Source organism: Motilibacter deserti, from assembly GCF_011250635.1.
GTDB lineage: Bacteria > Actinomycetota > Actinomycetes > Motilibacterales > Motilibacteraceae > Motilibacter_A > Motilibacter_A deserti.
Genome location: NZ_JAANNP010000006.1, coordinates 1 through 21,156 on the forward strand (window position 1 = coordinate 1; position 21,156 = coordinate 21,156).

Genomic DNA, 21,156 nt, shown 5'->3' on the forward strand with positions numbered 1-21,156 from the left:
CGTGGCGACCCGTCGTGGTGGCACGCCGGAGGCCGGGGGTGACGCCGCCGTTTTTGTCGAGGAGTCCGCGGACGACATCGAGCGAGCGCTCACCGAGCTCGTCTCCGACCGGCGACGGGTCGAGGAGCTCAAGTCGCGCGGCCGGGCGTCAGTCCTCAAGCGCGACTGGAGCCAGCAGTACGCGCGGCTGCGCGAGGTCGTCGGCGTCTGACCGCCGTGTGGGCGCGGCGCCGTCGCTACGTGGCGCGGTGCACTGGTAGGACCGGACCGAGTGCAGGAAGCGGGCCTGCCTCCGAGTCCGCGGCCATCGCGCGCCCGGAGGCGACGGGCTGCATCGCCAGCCCCATGCCGGCGATCAGCCAGGGCAGGGTCGACTGCCCGCCGATCCAGTAGATGTCGACCAGCCCGTGGACGAATCTCGCGACCACCACGGCCAGGCCTGCCGTCGCCAGGGGTGACCGCATGCGCCAGAGCCCCGTCACGCTCGCGTAGACGAAGACCAGGAACCCGACGAGGCCCGGGAGCCCGGCCTCGGCGAGGACCTCGTTCAGCACGTTGTTCGGTGGGATGTAGCCGGTGAAGCCGGGTTGGGCGAAATAGCGCAGCCCCACTCCCGTGGCGGGGTTGTCCATCCACAGCTGCTGGGTCTTCTTCGCCTCGTCCTCACGCTCGGTGAAGCTGTCGATCGGCGTGGTGGTGCGCTGGCGCTCCAGCTGCGCGTCGACGGAGATGTAGACGAACGCGCCGAAGGCGACCATCACGACGAGGGCGAGCTTGCGGTACTTCCGGCGGACCTCCGGCGACATGCGCAGGAACCAGAAGGCGCACCCCACCGCGGCACCGAGCATCGCGCCCCGCGACTGCGTCGCGAGCAGCCCGACCGCGATGGTCACCCCGCCCGTGACGAGGAGCCACCGGGGCAGCCGGAACTGGTCCGGGGCGGTGAGCACGACGAGCAGGGTCGTCGCAAAGACGCTGCCGGAGAAGTTCTTGTTGAACCACAGGGGATACGACGGCTGGAACCCGATCTGCACGGACTCGATGGCGGCCGCGACGGAGACGATCGCCATGACGAGCAGCAGCAGGCGCAGCGCGTGGCGCTGCTTGTCGTTGTGCACGAGCCAGGCCCCGATGAGGATCGACCCAAGGACGATCTCGATCCGGTGCAGGCCCTCTAGGTCCGAGCGGAAGCTGTGGTTCACGACCAGGGTGACGCCGAGCATGCCGAAGTAGAAGACGAACCCGGCGGCGACACGGCGCCACTGCGGCGCGAGCAGGCGGTGGGCGCCGTACAGGAATGCGAGGACGGCGACGCCGGTGGTGATGACGTCGCTGAAGCTGATGTTGCCGGGCGCGCGCTGCGTCAGCATCACGCCGGGGACGGTCAGCACGGCCAGGGTGAGGGGTGCGCGGACGGAGATCGCGGCGACGACGCCCATGCTCGCGACGAGCGCAGCGATGTAGGTGCCCTCGGTCGTGAGGTAGCCCACGAGGGCCGCCGCGACGGCGAACCCTATGAGCGTGATCACCGTGGGGGTGACCCCGGACGGCTTGAGCTTCACCCGGCACCCTCCAACGACGGAACCCTACCCTCACGGCTGCGGTCGACTGATCCTTACGACAGACTGCATGCGTACCTGAGGCTTCGGCGTGGGAGGGACGTGGCAGATCTCGGGACGGTGAAAGCCGTCGTGGTCGCCTATCGCAACACCGACGACCTTCGGGCCGCGCTGGACGGGCTCGAGCGCCGCGTCGACGTCATCGTGGTGGACAACGGAGTGGAGGCGGAGGTCGCGGGGCTCTGTGAGGAGCGCGGCGTGGCCTACCTCACCCCGGGGCGCAACGTCGGGTTCGCGGCCGCGGTCAACCTCGGCATACGAGCGGCGCTGGCCACCGGTCCGTGCGACGTCCTGCTGCTCAACCCCGACGCGCGCGTCTCGGTGGCGGTGGTCGAGGCGCTAGCCGACGCGCTGCACGCCCACGAACGCATCGCTGCGGTCTCGCCGCGGCTGTTCGGGGAGACCGGCGAGGAGCAGCAGGTGGCTTGGCCGGTCCCGTCACCGCGCAATGCGTGGGTCGACGCCCTGGGGCTGCGGCGTCTCGTCCGCCCCTCCGAGGTCTTCCTCATCGGCGCGGTCCTCCTCCTCAACGGTGCGGCCCTGCGCGATGTCGGCGACTTCGACGAGCGCTTCTTCCTCTACGCCGAGGAGTCCGACTGGGAGCTGCGCGCACTGCGCCGCGGCTGGCGCGTCCGGCTCTGCGACACGCTCTCGGCAACGCACGTCGGCGCCGGCAGCAGCTCAGACGAGCAGCGTCGCGAGGCCCTCTTCCACAGCTCCGCGGAGCTGTTCTCCCGCAAGTGGTACGGCCCGACGGGGTGGCAGGGCGTGCGTGCCGCCTCGCTCGTGGGCTCGCTCCTGCGGCTCGCCCTGCAGGGGCGGGACCGTCGCGCGGAGCACGCTGCACGGGCACGCCTCTACCTGCAGGGCCCGGCCCGGGCGGCGGGGCGTCGTGCCGTCGGCTGACCGCCGTGTCGTCCACGTGGTGTGCACGGACGCCTTCGCAGGAGTCGAGCGCTACATCTGCGATGTCTCGGTGGAGCTCGCCCGCCGCGGCTGGGACGTGTCGGTGATCGGCGGCGACCCCGCCGCCATGGCCCGCGAGCTCGGGACGGCGGTGACGCACCGTCCGGCGGTTGGTGTCGCGGCAGCCGTCCGCGAGGTGGATTCCGCACGTGGCCGCGGGGTCCTGCACGTGCACATGACGCAGGCGGAGGTGGCCGCGGCGCTCGCCGTCAGGACGTGGGGCATGCCCTGTTTCACGACCCGGCACTTCGCGGCGCCGCGCGGGTCGTCCGCTGCCATCCGTGCCGCCTCGCCACTGCTGCGCCGTCGGTTCCGCGACCAGCTGGCCATCAGCCGCTTCGTCGCGTCGCGCGTGGGGGAGCCGACGACGCTGCTGCCCAACGGTGTTCGCGAGCGGCCGGCACACACCGGTGGGAGCCGGTCGGTCGTGATGATGCAGCGGCTCGACCTGGAGAAGCAGACGGACATCGGCCTCCACGCGTGGGCCCTGTCCGGTCTTGCCGAGGACGGCTGGCGGCTGCAGGTGGCCGGGCGCGGGGCTCAGGAGCCGGCGCTGCGCGCCCTGGCCCAGGAGCTGGGAGTGGCGTCGTCCGTCGAATTCCTCGGCTTCGTGACGGACACCGCGGGCCTGCTCGACCGAGCTGACGTGTTCTTCGCGTCGGCGCCGGAGGAGCCGTTCGGCCTGGCGGTCGCAGAGGCGATGGCGGCCGCACTGCCGGTCGTGGCGGCGCGCGGCGGAGCGCACGTCGAGACGATCGCGGACCCCGACCTGCTCTTCCCCCCGGGCGACCCCGCGGCTGCGGCCCGAGTCCTGCGTCGCGTCGCGGAGGACGACGTGCTCCGCCGACAGCTCGGAGCGCAGGCTCAGGCGCGCCAGCGCCGTGAGTTCTCGATCGCAGGGCACGTCGACCAGCTGAGTGAGATATACGAGGGAGCGCTGCGATGACGCCGCTCCCGTTGGAGTGTCCCGGAGGCCACCCGTGCGCATAGCCCTCATGCCCAGCGCTTACCACCCCTCGGTGGGCGGCGTGGAGGTGCTCACGCACAGGCTGGCCGTCAATCTCACCCAGGCAGGCCACCAGGTGCAGGTGTGGACGGCCCGGTCCGAGGGCGACGACCTCGCGGCCCGCGAGGTCGTGGACGGCGTCGACGTGCGCCGGTTCGTCTTCGCGGCTCCCTCCGCGAGCGTCGCGAGCCTTGCGCGCTGGCCCGCAGGCGCGGCCGGCGCGATGCGCAACCTGCTCCGCGCCTATGCGGACTTCCGTCCCGACCTGCTGCACGTTCAGTGCTTCAGCACCAACGGCGCCTACGCGACGGCGTTGAGCACAGCACGCCGGGTGCCGCTCATCGTGACGCTTCAGGGCGAGACGGTCATGGACGACCTCGACATCTACGAGCACTCGGCGTTCCTCCGCGCCGCTCTGCGCCTCGGCCTGCGCCGGGCGCGGGTGGTGACGGGTTGCTCCCAGTTCACCCTGGACGACAGCATCCGACGCTTCGGCCTTCCCCCCGCGAAGGCGCGCGTCGTCTTCAACGGGGTGGACGTCGACGAAGCGCCCCACCAGGCGGTCGAGCTCCCGTTCGACCGCTACGTCCTGGGGCTCGGGCGCGTGGTGCCGAAGAAGGGGTTCGATCTGCTGCTCGACGCGTTCGCCGAGCTCGCCCCGCGCGTCCCGGAGGTCGGCCTGGTCATCGTGGGCTCCGGGTCCGCCCTGCAGGGGCTGAAGGACCAGGTGGCGCGGCAACGGCTCGGCGACCGGGTGCACTTCCCCGGCAAGCTTGGCCGTGGGCAGGTGGCCGCGGTGATGCACGGCGCCGCGGCGTTCGTCATGCCGTCCCGGGTGGAGCCTTTCGGCATCGTCGCGCTCGAGGGCTGGCGGGCCGGCGCTCCCGTGGTCGTGTCGTCCTCCGGCGGCGCCGCGGAGTTCGTCGAGCACGACCGGACGGGCCTCGTCGTCGACCCCAATGACCGGGCGGCGCTCGCGGAGGCGCTCGAGCGGCTGCTCCTCGAGCCCGAGCTGGGCAAGCGGCTGTCGGTCGCGGCGGCCGAGCGGCTCCCGGACTTCAGCTGGGACCGGATCCGGGCGGAGTACGAGCGGGCGTACGCCGAGGCGCTGGCCCCGCCGGTGCCGAGCTAGCCGCCGGCGGTGGCCAGGGGTGGCCACGCCGCGGCGAATTCTCGGGCGCGCTGGGCCCAGCTTCCGACGGAGCGGTCCGCAGCTGCGGGCGGCGAGGCCAGCGTGGCGACGACGGCTTCGACGAAGCCCTCGACACCGACGACCGTGAGCTGCGGGGCTCGCAGGTGTTGGAAGCCGCTCGTCGGCGTCGCGACCACGGGTCGTCCGCTCGCGAGGTACTCGTAGCTCTTGATCGCGTCCAAGCTCATGGTGAACGGCGTGATGCGGTGCGGGCACAGCAGCATGTCGAGGGCGGCCATCCAGGACGGGACGTCCGCGGCCGGAACGGGCCCGTGCAGCTCGACCTTGTCCTCCGCGGCCAGGCGGGAATGGCTCTGCGCGTCCAGCGCGTGGGGCCCGACCAGGTGCAGCGTGCCGACGGCCGGGTGCCGAGCCAGCTCGAGCGTGAGATCCACGTCCAGCCGCTCCTCGTGCAGGGTGCCGACGTAGCCGACGTGGGGCCCCGGGCCGGTGAGCGGCCGCGGGGACGGGGCGGCCCACGCCGCCGCGTCGATGCCGTTGTTGATGACCGGGGCCTCCACGCCGTAGCGCGCCCGCCACCGCGACTGGAGCTCCAGACTGCACACGGTGGTGCGTGCCGTCCCTGCCAACCGGTCCTCGGCGCGCACGATCCGCCGCACGATGCGCGGCAGCGAGGCCATCTCGCGCCAGTCGTCCGTCACGTCGTAGACGGCAGGCTGGCCGCGGCGGACCGCCGCCGCGCCGACCTCCGGGTCGTTGACCCACAGCAGGTCCGCCCGGCGCAGCGCGCCGAGCCGGAGCTGGGTGCCCACGAGCGTGTTGCCGCCGGCACGCTTGAGCACTGTCCGCCGGGGCTGGACGACGGTCACCTTGGGCATCGGGCGGCGGAGCGGGGCCGGTCGCCAGGCGGGCGGCTCCACGAAGAGCAGCCGGTCGGCCAGGCCCTGCATGACGAGCTGCGCGGAGAGGTGTTGGTTCCTTCGCCACACCTCGTCCCACGGCTCGAGCGAGATCAAGGCGACACGTGGGGCGGTCAGGAGCACTCCCGAGAGCGGACGGCGAGCGTCGCGGACGTTGTCTCGCGCCAGACCCTAGCGGTTGCGGAGGGTGCGCCGCCGCGCTCGCGAGCCGCCGTACTACGGGCGGGGCGCGCACTGCCGAGTGACACGGGCCACCCGTGCACGGGTGCACAGTCGAAAGATCACCACACCTGTGATGTTTCTATCTATTTCGGGCACCACTCACCCTGATGAGTGAACGTTCCCTACGATCAGGGGCGCTAAACACTCCATCGGGGGCTTGCGGCGCGTCCGCCGCAGACGGTGTCCAACTCGAACGTGGGAGTCCCATGCGCGTCGCTCTGCTGGCCGCTTTGACGGCCGTGACCACCGTGGCCTCGCTCGCCCCTCCATCAGGAGCCACCGCGAGCGAGCAAGCCGCGGCCTCCATCTACGACTCGACGCCCGCGATCCACCTGTGCGGCGTGGTTGATCCCAGCGCCATCGACGCACCACCGGCCGGCACGGCCTATCCGGAGCCGACCACGGTCTTCGCCGGGGTCGTGCCGGACAACCTGCAGTTCGCCAACGACAAGCTCTACGTGCTGGCCCGTGGCCAGCAGCGCGTGCTCGTCTACAACAAGGCGCGGGTGCAGCAGGCCAGCATCGACGTGCCCCGCAACGGTGGGGAGGCGCTCGCGGTCGACCCGGACGGCGCCGTCTATGTCATGCAGCCGCCGTTCCAGGTGATGAAGTACGCCGCGAACGGCACGCTCGCCTGGACCCACACGTTCACGCAGCCGATCCTCAACAACGGCGTGTTCGCTCGTCCCTCGGCGAGTGGCTGGCGCCTCGGTGTCGTCAAGCGCGACGGCGGCGGGGCGTTCCTGCTCGACAGTTCCGGCGTCGAGCGCGACTTCGTGCCGGGCGTGTACGGCTCGATGTTCACCAACGCCGCCGACGGGTCCGTCGTCACCACCGACGGCCACTACGTCCGCGTCTACGACTCGTCCCTCAAGCTCGTGCAGCGTTTCGGTGACAAGGGCACCCGCAACGACCCGATGCCCGAGGGTGCGCCCTACCACTTCTACCTGCAGGGTGGAGCGGTGAAGCTGCCCGACGGCCGCTTCCTCGCGGCGGACGCCGACCGCGGCATCCACGTCGTCGACTCGCGCGGTCTGGTCCAGGGTGTCGCGGCCGACGCGGCGCTCTGGGGCCTCACGCAGGCGAGCCCGCTCGCGTTCGACGGCACGGGCGTCTACTACGCCTCCGGTGCGCGCTTCACGAACGACCAGCGCGTCACCTACATCTCGCTGAAGGACCTGCAGGCGCTGGCGGACTACCCGAAGCGATCGCTGCCACGGCTCGGCTTCGGCGCCGGCCTCACCGTCGTCGGCGGCTCCTACAAGTACTTCCGTCCGGGGACCGCGCCGCGGGTCGAGGCGTCCATCGACGGCTGGTGGCAGTCGCTGCCCAACCTCTCGCTGCAGTACCGCGTCCGGGACTTCGAGGAGATCGACGCCGACGCGAACCCGGCCTACACCACGCTCGCCCTGGGCCCGGGGGCGTTCGACGCCCCGCTGAGCCTCAACCTGCCCGAGGCCAAGCCCGGCTACTACCAGGTCGAGGCGTTCATCGTCCAGAACGGCACCCGTCTGTCCGGCACCTGCGCCGAGTACGCCGTCGGCGCCCCCGGCCAGCAGCTCGACTTCAGCACCCTCCCCGGCCAGCCGAACCCCGGCGGCCCCGGCGCCGCTCGGGGCGTGGCCCTCGCGGACGTGCTCGGCACGGGCGCGCACCGCATCGTCGTCGACTGGCACAAGGTCCAGCCCGGCGGTGCTCGGTCCAACGGCCCGCTCGACTTCTCCTCGATCGACGGGGAGATCCGCTCCGGTGCTGCCGAGGCCGCCCGCCGCGGCGTGCCGCTCTTCGTGACGCTCGCGACCGAGAGCGGCCTCGAGCGGGAGATGGTCTTCCTCGGCCAGACGTGGGAGTCCAACGTCCGCAAGCTGGTCGAGCGCTACAAGGGCATCGTCAAGTACTGGGACACCTGGAACGAGCCGAACAACCCGGCCAGCTTCGGCCCGGCCGTGGACTACGTCGAGCGCGTGCTGAAGCCGACGTACCGTGTCATCAAGTCGGTCGACCCCGAGGCGAAGGTCATCGGCGGCTCGACCGTCGAGATCTCTCCTGGGTACTGGAAGCAGATCGGCGAGAACGGCGGCTTCGACTACCTCGACATCGTCGGCATCCACCCCTACACCGGCCACGGGCGCTCCCTCGAGGAGCAGGGGACCGCAGCCCAGATCGCCGAGCTGAAGGCGTTGATGGCGGCGAACGGTTCGGCGAACAAGCCGATCTGGGTGACCGAGCACTCGTGGTGGTCCAACGGCCAGGGCAACCTCTTCGCCCAGGCGGACTACTCGGCCCGGGCGCAGCTGCTCTACCGCTCCTGGGGTGTCGAACGGTGGGCGTACTTCATCATCGAGGGCACCTGGGGCGGCCAGGACGTCACCTTCTCGGCCATCGAAGCGGGTGACCAGGTCAAGCCGGCGGCGCTTTCGCTCATGACGGTCAAGGACCTGACGTCCACCCGGCCGCTCACGTCCTCCTCCGACCTCGGCGTGCCGCACGTGTTCGTTCAGAAGTACGGCGCGTCGGCGACGGCCAACGACACGGTCTACGCGGTCTGGACCGACGACATGCCCTACTCCCTGCGGCTGTCGAACAGCGGGAACGCCGCATCGACGGTGAGCGTCGTCGACGAGCTCGGCAAGCCGGCGCCCCTGACGGTGCCTGCCGGGAAGTCGGTCCCGTTCGACGTCACCGGGTCGGTGCAGTACGTCCGCGTGCCGAGCGGCTCGCAGGTCACGGTGACGACAGCCGAGAAGTGGGGCGACAACGTCGCTCTCGCGTCGGCCGGCGCATCCGCCACGGCGACGTCCTCCGCGCCGATCAATCCGCCGATCTCGGCGATCGACGGCGTGTCCGACGCGCACGGCGTCGGCGACTGGCAGGGCGCGTTCACCTGGGCACAGGCCGTCGGGGACCAGTCCCCGGCGCTGACGATCAACCTCGCGAAGGCCACGACCATCAACAAGGTGCTCGTGTCGACCGTCGGGCAGAACAGCATCCTGACCGGGCTGCGCTCGTTCAAGCTGTCGATCCAGTCGCCTGACGGCACGTGGTCCGAGGTGTCCAGCGAGAACAAGATCTTCTACCAGCGCAGCCGGCTCGTGCAGTTCCCGGCTCGCCTGGCGACCGCCGTGCGCATCTCGGTCACGGGAATCAACTTCTCGGGCTACCTGGGTGGTGCGAAGCCGGTCTTCTGGCCGGCCGTCGCCGAGACCGACCCGTACAACCCGTTCTACGGCCCGGCTCTGATCCGCGAGGTCGAGGTCTACACGCCGGGGCAGACAACGACGGACCCGACGCCCACGCCGGACCCGACGCCCACGCCGGACCCGACGCCCACCCCGGACCCGACGCCCACCCCGGACCCGCCGCCCACCCCGGACCCGACGCCCACCCCGGTCGTCTTCAAGGCGCTGCCGAACGCGCTCGTCGCGGCGGGCCTGTCGATCCCCGGTGGTCAGTCGGTCTCGGTGCAGCTCGCGGGCCGCGGCGGGATCCCGGCCTCGGGGGCCAAGGGTGCGCGGGTGTCGCTGCTCGCCACAGCAGCGGGCTCGGCCTCCGGGCTGCAGCTGCCCGGGCTCTCTGGGCAGGCCGTGACCCTGGGGCTCGGGCTCAACCGGGTGGCCACCGTGAACGGTGACGTGACGATCGGCGCCAACGGCCAGCTCGTCATCCGCAACACGGGGACGGGGACCGCGAACGTCACGGTCTTCACCCAGGGCTGGTTCGGCTGATCACCCCTCGCCGGGCACTCCGCCCGGCGCGACAGCGGCAGTAGGCAGTGACAGGACAGGCGCCCGAGGACTCCCTCGGGCGCCTGTCCCGTTTCCGGAGCGAGCGCTCAGTGCCAGGGGGCGGCCCGGTCCGCGTCTCATGGCGGGACGGGAGAAAGCATCCTTCGAATCACGAATCTGGCAGCAGGGCACGGTAGATCTCGGCGTAGCGCCCCGCTACCGGAGCGGGAGCGAGCGGCGCCACAGCGGCCGGGGCGGAGGCTGCGAGCCGCCGGCGCAGCGCACCGTCCCCGGCGATCTTGCGCAGCGCCTCCACGAGTGCGTCCTCGTCGTTCATCGGCACAAGCAGACCCGTGCGCCCGTCCTCGATGATCTCCAACGGGCCGCCCGCGGCTGGCGCGATGACGGGGATACCCGCAGCCATCGCCTCCCCGACGACACGGCCGAAGGGCTCCGCGATCGTCGGGGTGTGCACGACGACGTCGACCGAGCCCAGCACTCTGCCGACGTCGTCCACGTGGCCAGCGAAGGCCACCCGGTCGGCAATGCCGAGCTCGGCGACGAGATCGTGCAGCGCTGCGGCGTAGTCGTCCTCGCCGAAGAGGGCGGCGCCGAGGACCAGGGCACGCTCGCGGCCGCCGGGGAACGCGCGGGCGAAGGCCGACAGGAAGCGGTCCTGGCCCTTCCACGGGCTGAGCCGGCTCAGCGTCGCGTAGGTCGTGGCGACGGGTGCGGGAGGGGTCGGGGCCGCGGTGGTGGTGACCGGGCCGTGCACGACCTCGACCCGCTCACGTGGCGGCACCGTTGCTGCGGTCGCGTTCGAGTTCGCGATGACCGCGGCCGGCAGCCGGCGCACCAGCGGGCGCACGATCTGCAGCATCGAGGGCTGGATGTACTCCTCGGAGAGCCGGTCGTGCACGTGCCAGACGAGGGGCACGCCGGCCAGCCGCGCGGCGACGCTGCCGTAGACCCCGGCCTTGAGGCTGTTGGCGTGCACGACGTCGGCCTTGACCGAGCGCAGCAGGGCCGCCAGCCGGACCGCGTACGCGAGCGTGGCGGCCCCGGCGGCGGCTCTGCCCCCGCGCGTGCCGGCGCCGGAGACCCCGACCTTGGCCGCGGCGTCGGGCAGTCGGAGCACGCGGGTCGCAGCGGCGTCGGAGAAGCGCTCGAGCAGCGGGCCCTCGCGGCCCAGGACGACGTACGGGATGACGCCGTGGGCGGGCAGGTGCGGCAGCACGTCGAGCAGGGCCAGCTCGCCGCCGGCCGGCTCCGCGCAGTGGTCTAGGTAGACGACGCGGAGCGGGCCAGCGCGGTCGGGGGTGGCGGCCGGCTCGGCGCGGTGCGCCGCGCGGTACTGGGCCCGGGCGGTGGCGTCGGCGAGGCCGCCGAGCACCCGCGCCGCCGCCGGGCTGGAACGCAGGACGGGCAGCGCGAACGGGCGGGCCATGCCGCCTGCGGTGGCCGGCTCGCCGAACTCGGCGACGGCGCGGCTGCGTGTCAGCGGCGTCGCCACCGGCAGCGAGCGGGGCACGTGCCCCGTGGAGCGGACCTGCTCGTAGAGCCGCAGCATCCCCTCGGCGACGCGCGGCCAGGTGCGCGTGGCGGCCAGCGCGATTCCCTCGGCCCGCAGCTTCTCCCACGCCGGCGGGTCGTCGAGTAGGGCCTCGACGCTCGCCGCGAGAGCGGGAACGTCGCCGGCTGGGACGAGGAGACCAAGACCGGCCGCGACCTCCGGGATGGACCCGGTGGCGTAGCCGGCGACGACCGCGCCGGACGCGTGCGCCTCGACGATCACCCGGCCGAACTGCTCGACCCAACGCGGCGTGGACAGGCTCGGCAGGAGAACGACGTGCGCGCTGCGGTAGACCTGCGCGAGCGCCTCGGTCCCGGCCCAGGGCCGGACCTCGAGCCGGTCGGCGACCCCGAGCGCCTGCGCACGGGCACGCGCCGTGGCCTCCTCGGGGCCGCTGCCCATGAGGACCAGTCGCGTGGGGTGCCGGGCGTGGAGGCGGGCGAGGACCTCGACGGCGTCGACGACGCCCTTCTCTGGGACGAGCCGGCCGACGAGGGCCAGGACCCGCTCCTGCCCCTTCCCGAGGGCCTGCGACCCGGGGCTCAGCGCGCGGTCGTCGTAGCCGAGGGGCAGGACCTCGACCCGGCCGGAGTAGCCCTTGCCCCGGGCGACGGCGGCTGCCTGCGCGCTGCAGGGGTACAGCCCGTCCGCCCGCGCGAGCGCCCGGCGCTCCCAGCGGGCGAAGGGCGGAGGGAACCGCTTGTCGAGGTTCTGCGCTGTGTACATGCAGACCGGCGTCCGCTCCGGCACGAGCGGCAAGAGCTGGGCGGCGACCGCGCTCACCGGCTCCTCGTGGATGTCGACGACGTCGGGCGCGACGTCGCGGAGCAAGCCCCGGAGCCGGTGCTCCGGCACGTCGTAGCGGTGCCGGTTGACGTCTCCGGGCCGCGTGACGGGGAGCTCGACGACGTCGAACGGGAGGGCGGGAAGGACCTCCTGCGCGCCGGACTCCTCCCATCGGGCGGGCACGACGAGCGTGAGGTCGACGCTCGCCTCGACGAGCGCTGCCTCGCGCAGGCGGTGCGCCGCGTCGCGCCCGGAGTGGTAGAAGCGCAGCACGCGCACCGAGTCGGCCTCCTGGTCCGGGGGCGCGCGTCGCGCACCGCCTCGGAGCCGAACCTAGCGTGCTGCGGCCCCGGCCACCGGCTCTGCTCCGCCCTTCGCCACCCCTCCGGACGCAGCAGATCCCCGCCCGGGGCAGTGCCCGGGACGGGGATCGGGTGCTGGCGGTGCGTCAGCCGTAGACGAGGCCGCTGACTGCGACCTTGACGCGAACCGCGGAATTGCCGAGGTTACCGACCGTCACGCGGCCGGCCTTGCCGACCGGGACGAGCACGGTCGTGGTTCGGCCCTTGGCCGGCTTGACCACGGTGCGGGCGGAGCCGGGGAGGTCGCTACCGAGAGCCACGCTCGCCGTGCCGCGGGTGGGGGTGGCGGAGACGCTCAGCAGCAGCCCCTTGACCGGGCGGGCGCCCGTCGAGGTGGCGGAGACCGTGCGGGGGGCCGACACCGAGGTCGTACGCCCCGGCGCCAGGGTGGCCGCCTTGGCCGCGGTCGTGGTGGTCACCACGGCCTTGGTGCTGGCCGCCGCGACGGCGGTTGCGGTGTAGCCCTGGGAGAAGACGGTCACCGACGTCGTGCCCTTGCCGGTGTTCTTGATCTTGACCGTCCCGTCCTTGGCGACGGGCACCGTCACGGTGGCTGCCGTGGAGCGGTCCGCCGGGGCGGTGATCGTCGAGGACGCGGTGCCCGACACCGTCAGCGCCGTGGCGGCGCCCTTGGTGCTGGCCATCAGGGTCAGCGTCACGCTGCCCACGCCCGTCGTCGGGATCCCGCCCTTGCCCAGCAGCGAGATCGTCGTCGTCTTGCCCGCGTTGAGGGTGGCGTTGCCGACCATGCTCATCGGCAGCGCGACAGGGGCCGGGGCCGGGGCCGGGGTGGGCGTCGGGGTTGGGGTGGGGGTGGGCGTCGGGGTGGGGGTGGGCGTCGGGGTGGGCGTCGGGGTCGGGGTGGGGGTGGGCGTCGGGGTCGGGGTGGGGGTGGGCGTCGGGGTTGGGGTGGGCGTGGGCGTCGGGGTGGGCGTGGGCGTCGGGGTGGGCGTGGGCGTCGGGGCGGGGGTGGGGGTGGGCGTCGGGGTCGGCGTCACCACCGGGGTGGCGGTGCTGGTGCCGGCGGCGTACACCTCGAGCTCGCGGACGACCGCCGCGCCGTAGAACGTGGCGCCCGGGTTCGACAGCGTGCCCGCGTCGGTCGGCCAGAAGGACGGGGCCGCGCCGGCGAAGTAGCCGCTGAAGTTGACGCCGGTCACCGTGACCCGCACGGCCTTCGCTGTACGCGGGGCGAACTCCGCGATCCGGCCGCGCTGGTAGAACACGCCCTCCTGCGTGGAGACGTCCGTCCAGCTGCCATCGACGCCCTGTACGGCGACCGTAAAGGAGCGCACGCCGGTGAGGATGCTGTTCAGCCCGATGGTCGAGACGACGACCCGGTCCACCGTCGTCGGCTTCGCCAGCGTGACGGTCAGGGCGGGCGCGTTGTCGCCCGGAGCCTGGACCCACGCCGAGGTGCCGGCGAGCTCGCCCGCGCCCTGGGCGTCGACGACGCCGTCGATGGCGAGGGCGGCCGGGTTGCCGGGGCCCGACGACGTCGCGGTCACGGTCGCGCCGGAGGATGCGAGGGCGACGTTGTCGCCCCACGTCTCCGCCGGGACGAGCGACACCGCGCCGTCGGCCGGGACGTGCAGGTAGCGGACGAAGCCGCTGACCGTGAGCGAGGCGGTCCCGTTGGCGGGGACGGTGATGGTGCTGGGCGCACCGAGCTCGTCGACGACCGGGACCGTGACGGCGGACGCACCGGTATTGCGCAGGCGCATGGGCGTCGCCACGTCGTCGCTCCAGGCCGCGAGGACCTCGTCAGCGGCGGTGCTGCTGGCGCCGTACCGCTGCACGAAGACGTGCGGGGTGCCGGTCTCGACGCGGCCGGCGAACGGCCGGGTGGAGACCTGCTCCTTCTGCGTCATCAGGGCGAGCGCCGACGGCTTGACGTAGTCCTCCGCCTGGATGGCGGAGAAGGTGAGGCCGTCGCCGCCCCACGTGCCCTGTGGGATGAAGTAGGCCCAGCGGTCGATGCCCCACTCGCGGTAGAGCAGCTGTGCCCGGGCGCTGTAGTCGCCCTGGGCGAACTGGTTGCCCTGCCCGTCGGACCACCACGCGTGCTCGGTCACCCACAGCGGCTTCGAGACGCCATAGTTCGCCATCTCGGTCTTGAGGATCTGGATGAAGCGGGCCATGCCCTCCTCCTCGTACGACCGGTTGTGCCCGGTGTACGGGTGCAGGCCCACGATGTCCATGTACTTGTAGCCGCCGGCGTAGGCCACGCCGCCCCAGTAGCTCATGTCCATGCCGCACACGGTGCCGCCGATGACCTTGGCGTCCGGGTCGGCAGCCTTCACGGCGCGGTAGACCGGGGCGAGGACCTGGTTGACGTAGTCGGCCGGGGAGCCGAACGTGTTGTTCGGCTCGTTCCAGGCCTCCCAGTACTTCACCACGCCCTTGTAGTGCGCGACGACCTGACGGACCGTAGCCTCCCAGGTCCCCTTGGCCACGAGGCCCTTCTCGCTGTTGCCCTCGCCGAGCTGGACGACGAGCGGCACGCCGCGCTTGGCCGACTCGGCCGAGGCCGCCGCGAGGTGGGCGTCGTACGCGCCGAAGTTGAGCGGGCCGTCCACGCCGTTGGGCATGAGCTGGCGCCAGTCGATCTGGAAGCGGTGCAGGCCGGTGCCGAGCGCGTCGGCGAGCGCGACGCCGCGGACAGCGTCGGGGCCGCCGGCGTCCGCGGCGCCGGGCATCGCGGCGAGGTCCAGGTTCTGCCCCGGGGCTGCGATGGCGTAGTTGGTGCACGTGCCGGACATCCGGACACCGTTCTTCACGAGGTACGCCTCGACCTCGTAGTAGCCCGGAGTGGCAGCAGGCAGGTCGAGAGGCAGCCGGTTGTCGATCGCGGTGGTCGTGACGGCAGCGCGCGTGAAGGGCACGTCGACGCCGTCGAGAACCTGGGTGTGGGTGCGGACGCGGTAGTCGACCTGCAGGTCCGCGACGGTCTTCCAGGACTGGTCGAACGAGACGGTGACCCTCGGACTCTGGCCCTGCCGGTAGTACTTCGCCTTCGTTCCCTCGACCCACAGGCCGGCGCCGTAGCCGAGCCGAGGCAGGTCGCGGTTGGGGCTCGTGGCGAGCGTGAGGACGGTCTGGAGCGGCAAGGAGGCGATGTGCTGGCCGGAGGTGAAGCGGCCGCCGCTGGAGTAGTAGAGGTTCTCGCCGTCCGTCGCGAGCAGGCTGTTCTCGGTCAGGTTGACGAAGTCGTCGGGGACGATCCCGACGAAGAAGCCGTTGGGGTCTGTCAGGGCGATGCCGTTGTTGGCGTCGGCCACGAGGAAGCGGCCGTCCGGCAAACGCACGGCGCCGCCCTGCAGGTAGAAGTGGCGCGGCGCGGCCACCGGCATCGGGTCGTTCGCGATGCCCGTGTCGCCGAACTTCGTGGTCACGCGGAGCGAGGAGTCGTACCGCGTCACGTAGCGGCCGTCCGTCGCGACGATGCCACCGGCCGGATCGTTGGAGAACCACTTGCCGGTGACGGCCGCGGTGCCCTGGGCGTTGCCGGCGCTGTCGAACAGGTACGAGGTGCCGGACCGGCCGACGGCGCCGACGCGCCATCCGGACGGCGTCTGCAGGCCGAAGACCGCGTTCACCGGGTCCGTGAACGTCTTGGTCCACTGCAGGACACCGGCGGCGCTGTACTTCGAGAGGGTCCACGGGTAGTTGACGAAATAGAGCGAGCCCTCGGCGTCGATCGCCTGGCCGATGCCCTCCTTCGCGACGTTGACCGTCTGCAGCAGGTTGCCGGCCTTGTCGTAGACGCGCTCGACGCCCTGACCGGAGTCGTACAGGTAGAGCTTGCCGTTCGCCCAGGTGGTGCCGCCCAGGAAGAAGTCGGTGAACTTCTTGGGGGCAATGGCGGGAAGAGTGTTGGGAGCCTTGACGGAAACATAACCGCAGGCGTTCACGGTGGGCGTGCTGCGCTGGTCGAGAAAGCTGCTGCCCGCCGCGTACGCCGGCGCCGCGGACGTCCCTACCGCGCTCACGAGACTCACAGCAGTCAGGGCCAGCAGGGCTGGGATCGTTCGCTTGGTTGTGTTCACGAAGAATACGTCGGGACGTAGGGCCCGGGTACTGATGCCGCCAAGCGGGTGACGGTGCCTAGAACAGTCCTCGGGTGCTGTCCGGCCGGACGCCGCACGCTGCGCTGCTAGGCTGCTGGCAGACGCTCCAGAGGTGTCACGGGCTGCATCGGCGCAGCGCAGGGGGATGATCCGGTTCGGCCGATACGTCGAGCAGCGTGGTCGCGCGTGCTCGCGAGGGGGGCATACCTGTGACCGGCACCACGCGCGCGTCGCTGATCGTGCTGAACTACGAGGGTGAGCGCGTCCTCGAGGATTGCGTGCGGTCGCTGCTGGCCGACATGTCCGACGAGGACGAGTTGATCGTGGTCGACAATGCCTCGACCGACGGCAGCGGCGTCCGGGTAGCCCAGGCATACCCGCGGGTCAAACTCGTGGCCCTCCCCGAGAACACCTACATCTTCGGGTTGAACGAGGGTCTGAAGGTTGCGACCGGCAAGTACGTGGCCTTTTTGAACAATGACATGACCGTCGATCGCGGGTTCATCGACGGCTGCCTCGACGGGTTCACGTCGCCCGAGATATTCGCGGTGTGCCCACGCATTCTGGAGCTCGGTGGGGCCGAGCAGGGCAGTCGCACTTCCGGGAAATGGCGCGGCGGTTTGATCTTCTACACGGCCCTGCCGCACTCGCCCGAGCCAACCGATTGCTTTTTTGCCGTCGGTGGCCAGTCGTTCTTCGATCACGAGAAGCTGCAGGAGATCGGGTCGATCGACCCTCTGCTCCGGCCGATGTACCACGAGGACATCGAGCTGTCCTACCGCGCGTGGAAGCGGGGCTGGGTCATCCGGTACGCACCGGACTCGGTGGTGCGGCACGTGGGTGGGCACAGCAGCCGCAAGGTGTTCACCCCGACGCAGTTGCGCAGCTTCGTCCGCCAGAACGAGTACCTCACGGTCTGGAAGAACGTGACCGACACCCGGCTGCTGGTCGAGCACTTCGCCGCTTTGCCGTTCCGGCTGCTCGTCGCCGCGCTCAAGCGGGACATGGGGACGCTGCGCGGCTTCGGGCGTGCGGTCTCCCGGCTCCCCGAGCTCAGGCACGCGCGCACTGAGGCGCGCAAGCACATGCGACTGACGGACGCCGCGGTGCTCGCCCGGGTCGGCGCGATCCGCTGACGGGCGGGCGTCGCGCTGTCAGCGTCCGGTGAGCGCGCGCGCCTCGTCGATAGGCGCTCGGCCGTTGATGAGGACGAGGAACCCGACGTAGAGCGCCGCGCCCAGCACGACCTGGAGCAGGAGCGTGGGCAGGGCGACGGGAAGCGCCGTGCCCACGCCCCAGACGACTCCGCCCATCAGGGCTGCCGGAAGCAGCCGCCGGGTGCCGAGGGCCAGCGTGCGCCGCCCCGAGAAGTGAAGCATCCGCTGCACGACCGCCATGATGAGCGCGGAGTTGACCAGCGACGCCAGCGCCACAGCCAGCCCCGCACCGGTCACCCCCATGTCCAGCACGAGAAGGAAGACGGGCAGGGCGATGGCCTGTAGGGCCAGGCCGGTCAGCCCGGTGACGAAGATGACCCCGGGCCGGCCGACCGCGAGCAGCAGGCTGCCGGTCGATCCGGCCACCGAGCGGATCCCGCCGAAGACCAGCAGGAGGGCCAGAGCGGGCACCATCGGCTCCCACTTCGGCCCCAGCAGGACCGGGACGAGGACGGGCGAGGTCGCCGCCAGCCCCGCGACCACCGGGCTCACGACGAGCGTGATGAGCTTGAGCGAGCGCACGTAGTTGCGGCGCAACCGCGCCAGGTCGTCGTTCATCTGGACGAACGACGGGAGCAGGACGCGGCCGATCACGTCGGCGATGTGCGTCGCCGGCAGGTTGGCCAGGCTGTAGGCCAGGCCGTAGAGGCCCAGGGCGGCCGGCCCTTCCACCCTGCTGACGAAGATGTTGTCCATGTTCGTCGTGACGTAGATGATGACGCCGCCGCCCAGCACGTGCTTGCCGAACGACACCAGCTGCTTCGCGATGGCCCAGTCGAAGCACCACGAGGGCCGCCAGGACGACACCGCCCAGACGAGCACGACCGCGGCCACCGTGGAGGAGACCGAGCCGATGGCGAGGCTGTACGGCCCGGCGTCGAATGCGGTGGCGAGCACCAGCGTGACCGCGATGTAGACGAAGGTGGGCACGAGGTCAGGGATGGCCTTGCGCTTGTACGCCATGTCCTTCTCGAGCAGCGCCGCCGGCACCGTCGCGAAGGAGCCCAGCAGCAGGCTGAGGGACACGACCCGGATGAGGTTTTCCGAGCGCGGCGAGTTCAGCAGGTCGGCCAGCGTGCCGGCAGACGCGAAGGCGACGAGGTAGAGCAGGAGGCCGATCGCGGGCATCAGGAAGAAGGCCGTTGAGGCCATCCGCTGGCGGTCGGCCTTCGACTGCACGATCGCGGTCCCGAGGCCCATGTCGGTGAAGACGACCAGCGCCGCCACGACGACCGACGCAGCCGCCAGCAGGCCGTAGTCCTCGGGAGCTAGGATCCGAGCGAGGATGAGGGTCGTCGCGACGTTCAGCACCTTCGAGCCGTAGACGACGACGCTCACCCAGAGGACGCCCTTGCGGGCGCGACCGAGCAGCGAGCCGGGAGCCTGCGCCACCTGCGTGTCCGTCGTCACGTCCGATCCCGTTCTACGCAGGAGAGTGCTTGGTGGCGAAGGTTCTCGTCTACAGCCAGGACATCATCGGCAAGACCATGGCGGGGCCTGGCATCCGCTCCTGGGAGTTCGCGAAGGCGCTCTCCACACGGCATGACGTCACACTAGCTGCGCCCAACGAGCCGGACCTCACGTCCGACGCCTTCGTCATCCGCTCGTACGAGCCCCAAGGAGTCACGTCGGTCCTCCCGGGACACGACGTGATCATCACCCAGAAGGTCACCCCGGCCCTGGCCTACCTCGCGGACCGCACGGACGTCCGCATCATCGTCGACGCCTACGACCCGGTACTGCTGGAGGCGCTCGAGGTCCTGCGCCACATGGACCTCGACGTGCAACGGCGGACAGCCCGCGTGTTCCGCAACGACCTGATGCTCTCGATGCTCTCGGCCGACGGCCTGATCTGCGCGTCCGAGAAGCAGCGCGACCTGTGGCTCGGCAGCCTCATGACCGTAGGAAGGGTCACTCCCGACGCCTACGCGCGGGACAACGCGCTGCGCACGCTCGTCGACGTCGTGCCCTTCGGGGTGCAGGACGGCGAGCCGGTCAGGACCGGGCCGGGGTTTCGGGAACGGCTCGGGATCCTGCCGACGGACAAGGTCGTTCTGTGGGGTGGCGGCGTCTGGAACTGGTTCGACCCGCTCACCCTGATCCGCGCCCTCGGGCGGATCGCGGAGAGCCGCAACGACGTCAAGCTCGTCTTCATGGGGCTCAAGAAGCCCGACCCGGCGCTCGCCGACCACAAGATGGCCCTCAGTGCGGTCGAGCTGGCCAAGGAGCTCGGGCTCTACGGCTCGACCGTTTTCTTCAACTACGGTTGGGTTCCGTACGAGGAGCGGCAGAATCACTTCCTCGAGGCGGACCTCGGGGTCTCCACACACTTCGACCACCTCGAGACCCGTTTCTCCTTTCGCACGCGGATGCTGGACTACTTCTGGACCCGGCTCCCCATCGTCGCGACGGAGGGGGACTCGATCGCCGAGCTCATTGCTCAGCGCGGACTGGGGCGCGTCGTCGGCTACGAGGACGTCGACGGCCTGGCCAGGGCGCTGACCGGGCTGCTCGACGACCCCGAGGAGATGGCGCGCATCAAGGACCGGCTGTCGGTCGTGCGCGAGGAGTTCCGCTGGGAGCGGGTCACGCGGGCGCTGGACCGGCAGATCGACGCGGTCGTCGCAGCGCCCGGGCACCGGTTCGAGATGGCGCGCGCTTCGGCTCTCGGCCGCTCCTACGTCGACTACCTGCGCGTGCTGAAGGGTGACAACGGGCTGGTCGTGCCGGCGCGCGTCGCCGTCCACGCCGGTCTCCGGCTGACCAAGGCCCGGCTGGGTGGCGGCCGCGGGGCGAAGTGATCCTGGGCTGCGGGGCGCCTCGGCTCTACTGCGCCGAGGCGACGGCGTAGAACCGGAAGAAGAGCTTCGGCTGGTACGGCTTGACCCGCGAGACCAGGTGCAGCACCTTCTGCGTGCGCGGGGAGAAAAGGCGGCTGACGAGCCGGGAGTCGATCTCCTCCTCCTGAGTCAGGGTGAAGGTGTCGAAGACCTGGCCCAGCTCGGCGCGGAGCATCGGCTCGGTGAAGAAGACCGAGTGGTCGCGGTCGAGCATGTGCTCGTAGGTCAGGCCGCACTGGAAGAGCAGGTCGAGCTCGCCGCTGTGCGGGGTGGTGATGAGGACGTTCCTGCGCGCGACGCGCTTGCTCTCCTGCAGGATGCGGCGGCGTACGTCCGGGTCGGGGACGTGCTCGAGGACCTCGAACAGCAGCACGGTGTCGACGCTGTCGTCGGGGAGCCCGAGGGCCGCCGCGTCCCATTCCTCGACCGGGAGGCCGCGGCCCTTGGCGATGGCGACGTATCCGCCGTTGATGTCGCTCCCGGTGCAGGTGTGGCCGGCCTGCTGCAGAGCGGCGACGTAGTCGCCGCTTGCGGCCGCCGCGTCGTGGACGACCGGGCCGGCGTGCTCTAGGGCGAAGCTCAGGTGGCCGATCGCGACCTTCGAGGTGGCGTCCTTGGCGTAGTACTCCGTCGTGTCTCGATGCACCGGTCGCGCTCCTCGTCAGGAGTGTGCGGCGGACCGTCCGCCTCCGGTCAG

Annotated in this window: 12 protein-coding genes and 1 pseudogene; 7 read left to right on the plus strand and 6 right to left on the minus strand. The window is 71.4% G+C overall.

All coding sequences use genetic code 11. The features are described 5' to 3' along the window. Window positions 1–211 (plus strand): annotated as a pseudogene (locus G9H71_RS11365) (glycosyltransferase family 4 protein); the annotation flags it as partial. Window positions 212–236: 25 nt separating this feature from the next. Here G9H71_RS11365 and G9H71_RS25080 read toward each other — a convergent pair. Continuing rightward, window positions 237–1,562 carry an O-antigen ligase family protein gene (locus tag G9H71_RS25080; protein ID WP_166281862.1) on the minus strand — a complete coding sequence of 442 codons (1,326 nt, stop codon included), beginning with the start codon at window positions 1,560–1,562 and terminating at the stop codon, window positions 237–239. 99 nt (window positions 1,563–1,661) lie between these two features. Between G9H71_RS25080 and G9H71_RS11375 the strand changes: the two genes are divergently transcribed. From G9H71_RS11375 to G9H71_RS11385, 3 genes are read left to right on the plus strand one after another with little or no spacing between them, the layout of a single operon-like run. Next, window positions 1,662–2,525, plus strand: coding sequence for a glycosyltransferase (locus tag G9H71_RS11375; protein WP_166281864.1), 864 nt, complete (start codon window positions 1,662–1,664; stop codon window positions 2,523–2,525). Then, on the plus strand, window positions 2,512–3,531 hold the full coding sequence (locus tag G9H71_RS11380) for a glycosyltransferase family 4 protein (RefSeq protein ID WP_166281866.1): 1,020 nt from the start codon (window positions 2,512–2,514) through the stop codon (window positions 3,529–3,531). Before G9H71_RS11375 ends, G9H71_RS11380 begins: the two co-directional genes overlap by 14 nt. Before the next feature lie 49 nt (window positions 3,532–3,580). Continuing rightward, on the plus strand, window positions 3,581–4,723 hold the full coding sequence (locus tag G9H71_RS11385) for a glycosyltransferase family 4 protein (protein WP_166281868.1): 1,143 nt from the start codon (window positions 3,581–3,583) through the stop codon (window positions 4,721–4,723). Here G9H71_RS11385 and G9H71_RS11390 read toward each other — a convergent pair. Further along, the gene (locus G9H71_RS11390) at window positions 4,720–5,787 is read right to left on the minus strand and encodes a glycosyltransferase (RefSeq protein WP_166281870.1); all 1,068 of its coding nucleotides are present in this window, start codon (window positions 5,785–5,787) and stop codon (window positions 4,720–4,722) included. The two genes, G9H71_RS11385 and G9H71_RS11390, sit on opposite strands and share 4 nt — an antisense overlap. A gap of 305 nt (window positions 5,788–6,092) precedes the next feature. On the opposite strand from G9H71_RS11390, the gene G9H71_RS23115 reads away from it, so the two are divergent. Then, window positions 6,093–9,611, plus strand: coding sequence for a glycosyl hydrolase (locus G9H71_RS23115; protein ID WP_196791997.1), 3,519 nt, complete (start codon window positions 6,093–6,095; stop codon window positions 9,609–9,611). A gap of 169 nt (window positions 9,612–9,780) precedes the next feature. Here G9H71_RS23115 and G9H71_RS11400 read toward each other — a convergent pair whose 3' ends face one another. Together G9H71_RS11400 and G9H71_RS25085 are read right to left on the minus strand one after the other, a co-directional pair. Beyond that, entirely contained in the window at window positions 9,781–12,249 is a 2,469-nt protein-coding gene (locus G9H71_RS11400) for a glycosyltransferase family 4 protein (protein WP_166281872.1), read from the minus strand. Window positions 12,250–12,418: 169 nt separating this feature from the next. Continuing rightward, window positions 12,419–16,324: a discoidin domain-containing protein gene (locus G9H71_RS25085; protein ID WP_166281874.1), complete on the minus strand. Its 3,906-nt coding sequence runs from the start codon at window positions 16,322–16,324 to the stop codon at window positions 12,419–12,421. 287 nt (window positions 16,325–16,611) lie between these two features. On the opposite strand from G9H71_RS25085, the gene G9H71_RS11410 reads away from it, so the two are divergent. Then, window positions 16,612–17,538, plus strand: coding sequence for a glycosyltransferase family 2 protein (locus G9H71_RS11410; RefSeq protein ID WP_166281876.1), 927 nt, complete (start codon window positions 16,612–16,614; stop codon window positions 17,536–17,538). An 18-nt stretch (window positions 17,539–17,556) separates the two neighbouring features. Here the strand turns inward: G9H71_RS11410 and G9H71_RS11415 are convergent, their stop codons facing one another. After that, window positions 17,557–19,029 (minus strand): lipopolysaccharide biosynthesis protein, encoded by a 1,473-nt coding sequence (locus G9H71_RS11415; protein WP_166281878.1) that lies wholly within the window; start codon window positions 19,027–19,029, stop codon window positions 17,557–17,559. 32 nt (window positions 19,030–19,061) lie between these two features. On the opposite strand from G9H71_RS11415, the gene G9H71_RS11420 reads away from it, so the two are divergent. Next, complete coding sequence (locus G9H71_RS11420) at window positions 19,062–20,420, plus strand: glycosyltransferase (protein WP_166281880.1); 1,359 nt, start codon at window positions 19,062–19,064, stop codon at window positions 20,418–20,420. 25 nt (window positions 20,421–20,445) lie between these two features. Here G9H71_RS11420 and G9H71_RS11425 read toward each other — a convergent pair whose 3' ends face one another. After that, a complete protein-coding gene (locus G9H71_RS11425; RefSeq protein ID WP_166281882.1) occupies window positions 20,446–21,105 on the minus strand; it encodes a class I SAM-dependent methyltransferase in 660 nt (219 codons plus the stop codon). Window positions 21,106–21,156: the final 51 nt, after the last annotated feature.

Bases quoted from the DNA above. Each gene is read 5' to 3' on its own strand.
- G9H71_RS11385 (WP_166281868.1), top strand. From the start codon at position 3,581: ATGCCCAGCGCTTACCACCCCTCGGTGGGCGGCGTGGAGGTGCTCACG.
- G9H71_RS23115 (WP_196791997.1), top strand. From the start codon at position 6,093: ATGCGCGTCGCTCTGCTGGCCGCTTTGACGGCCGTGACCACCGTGGCC.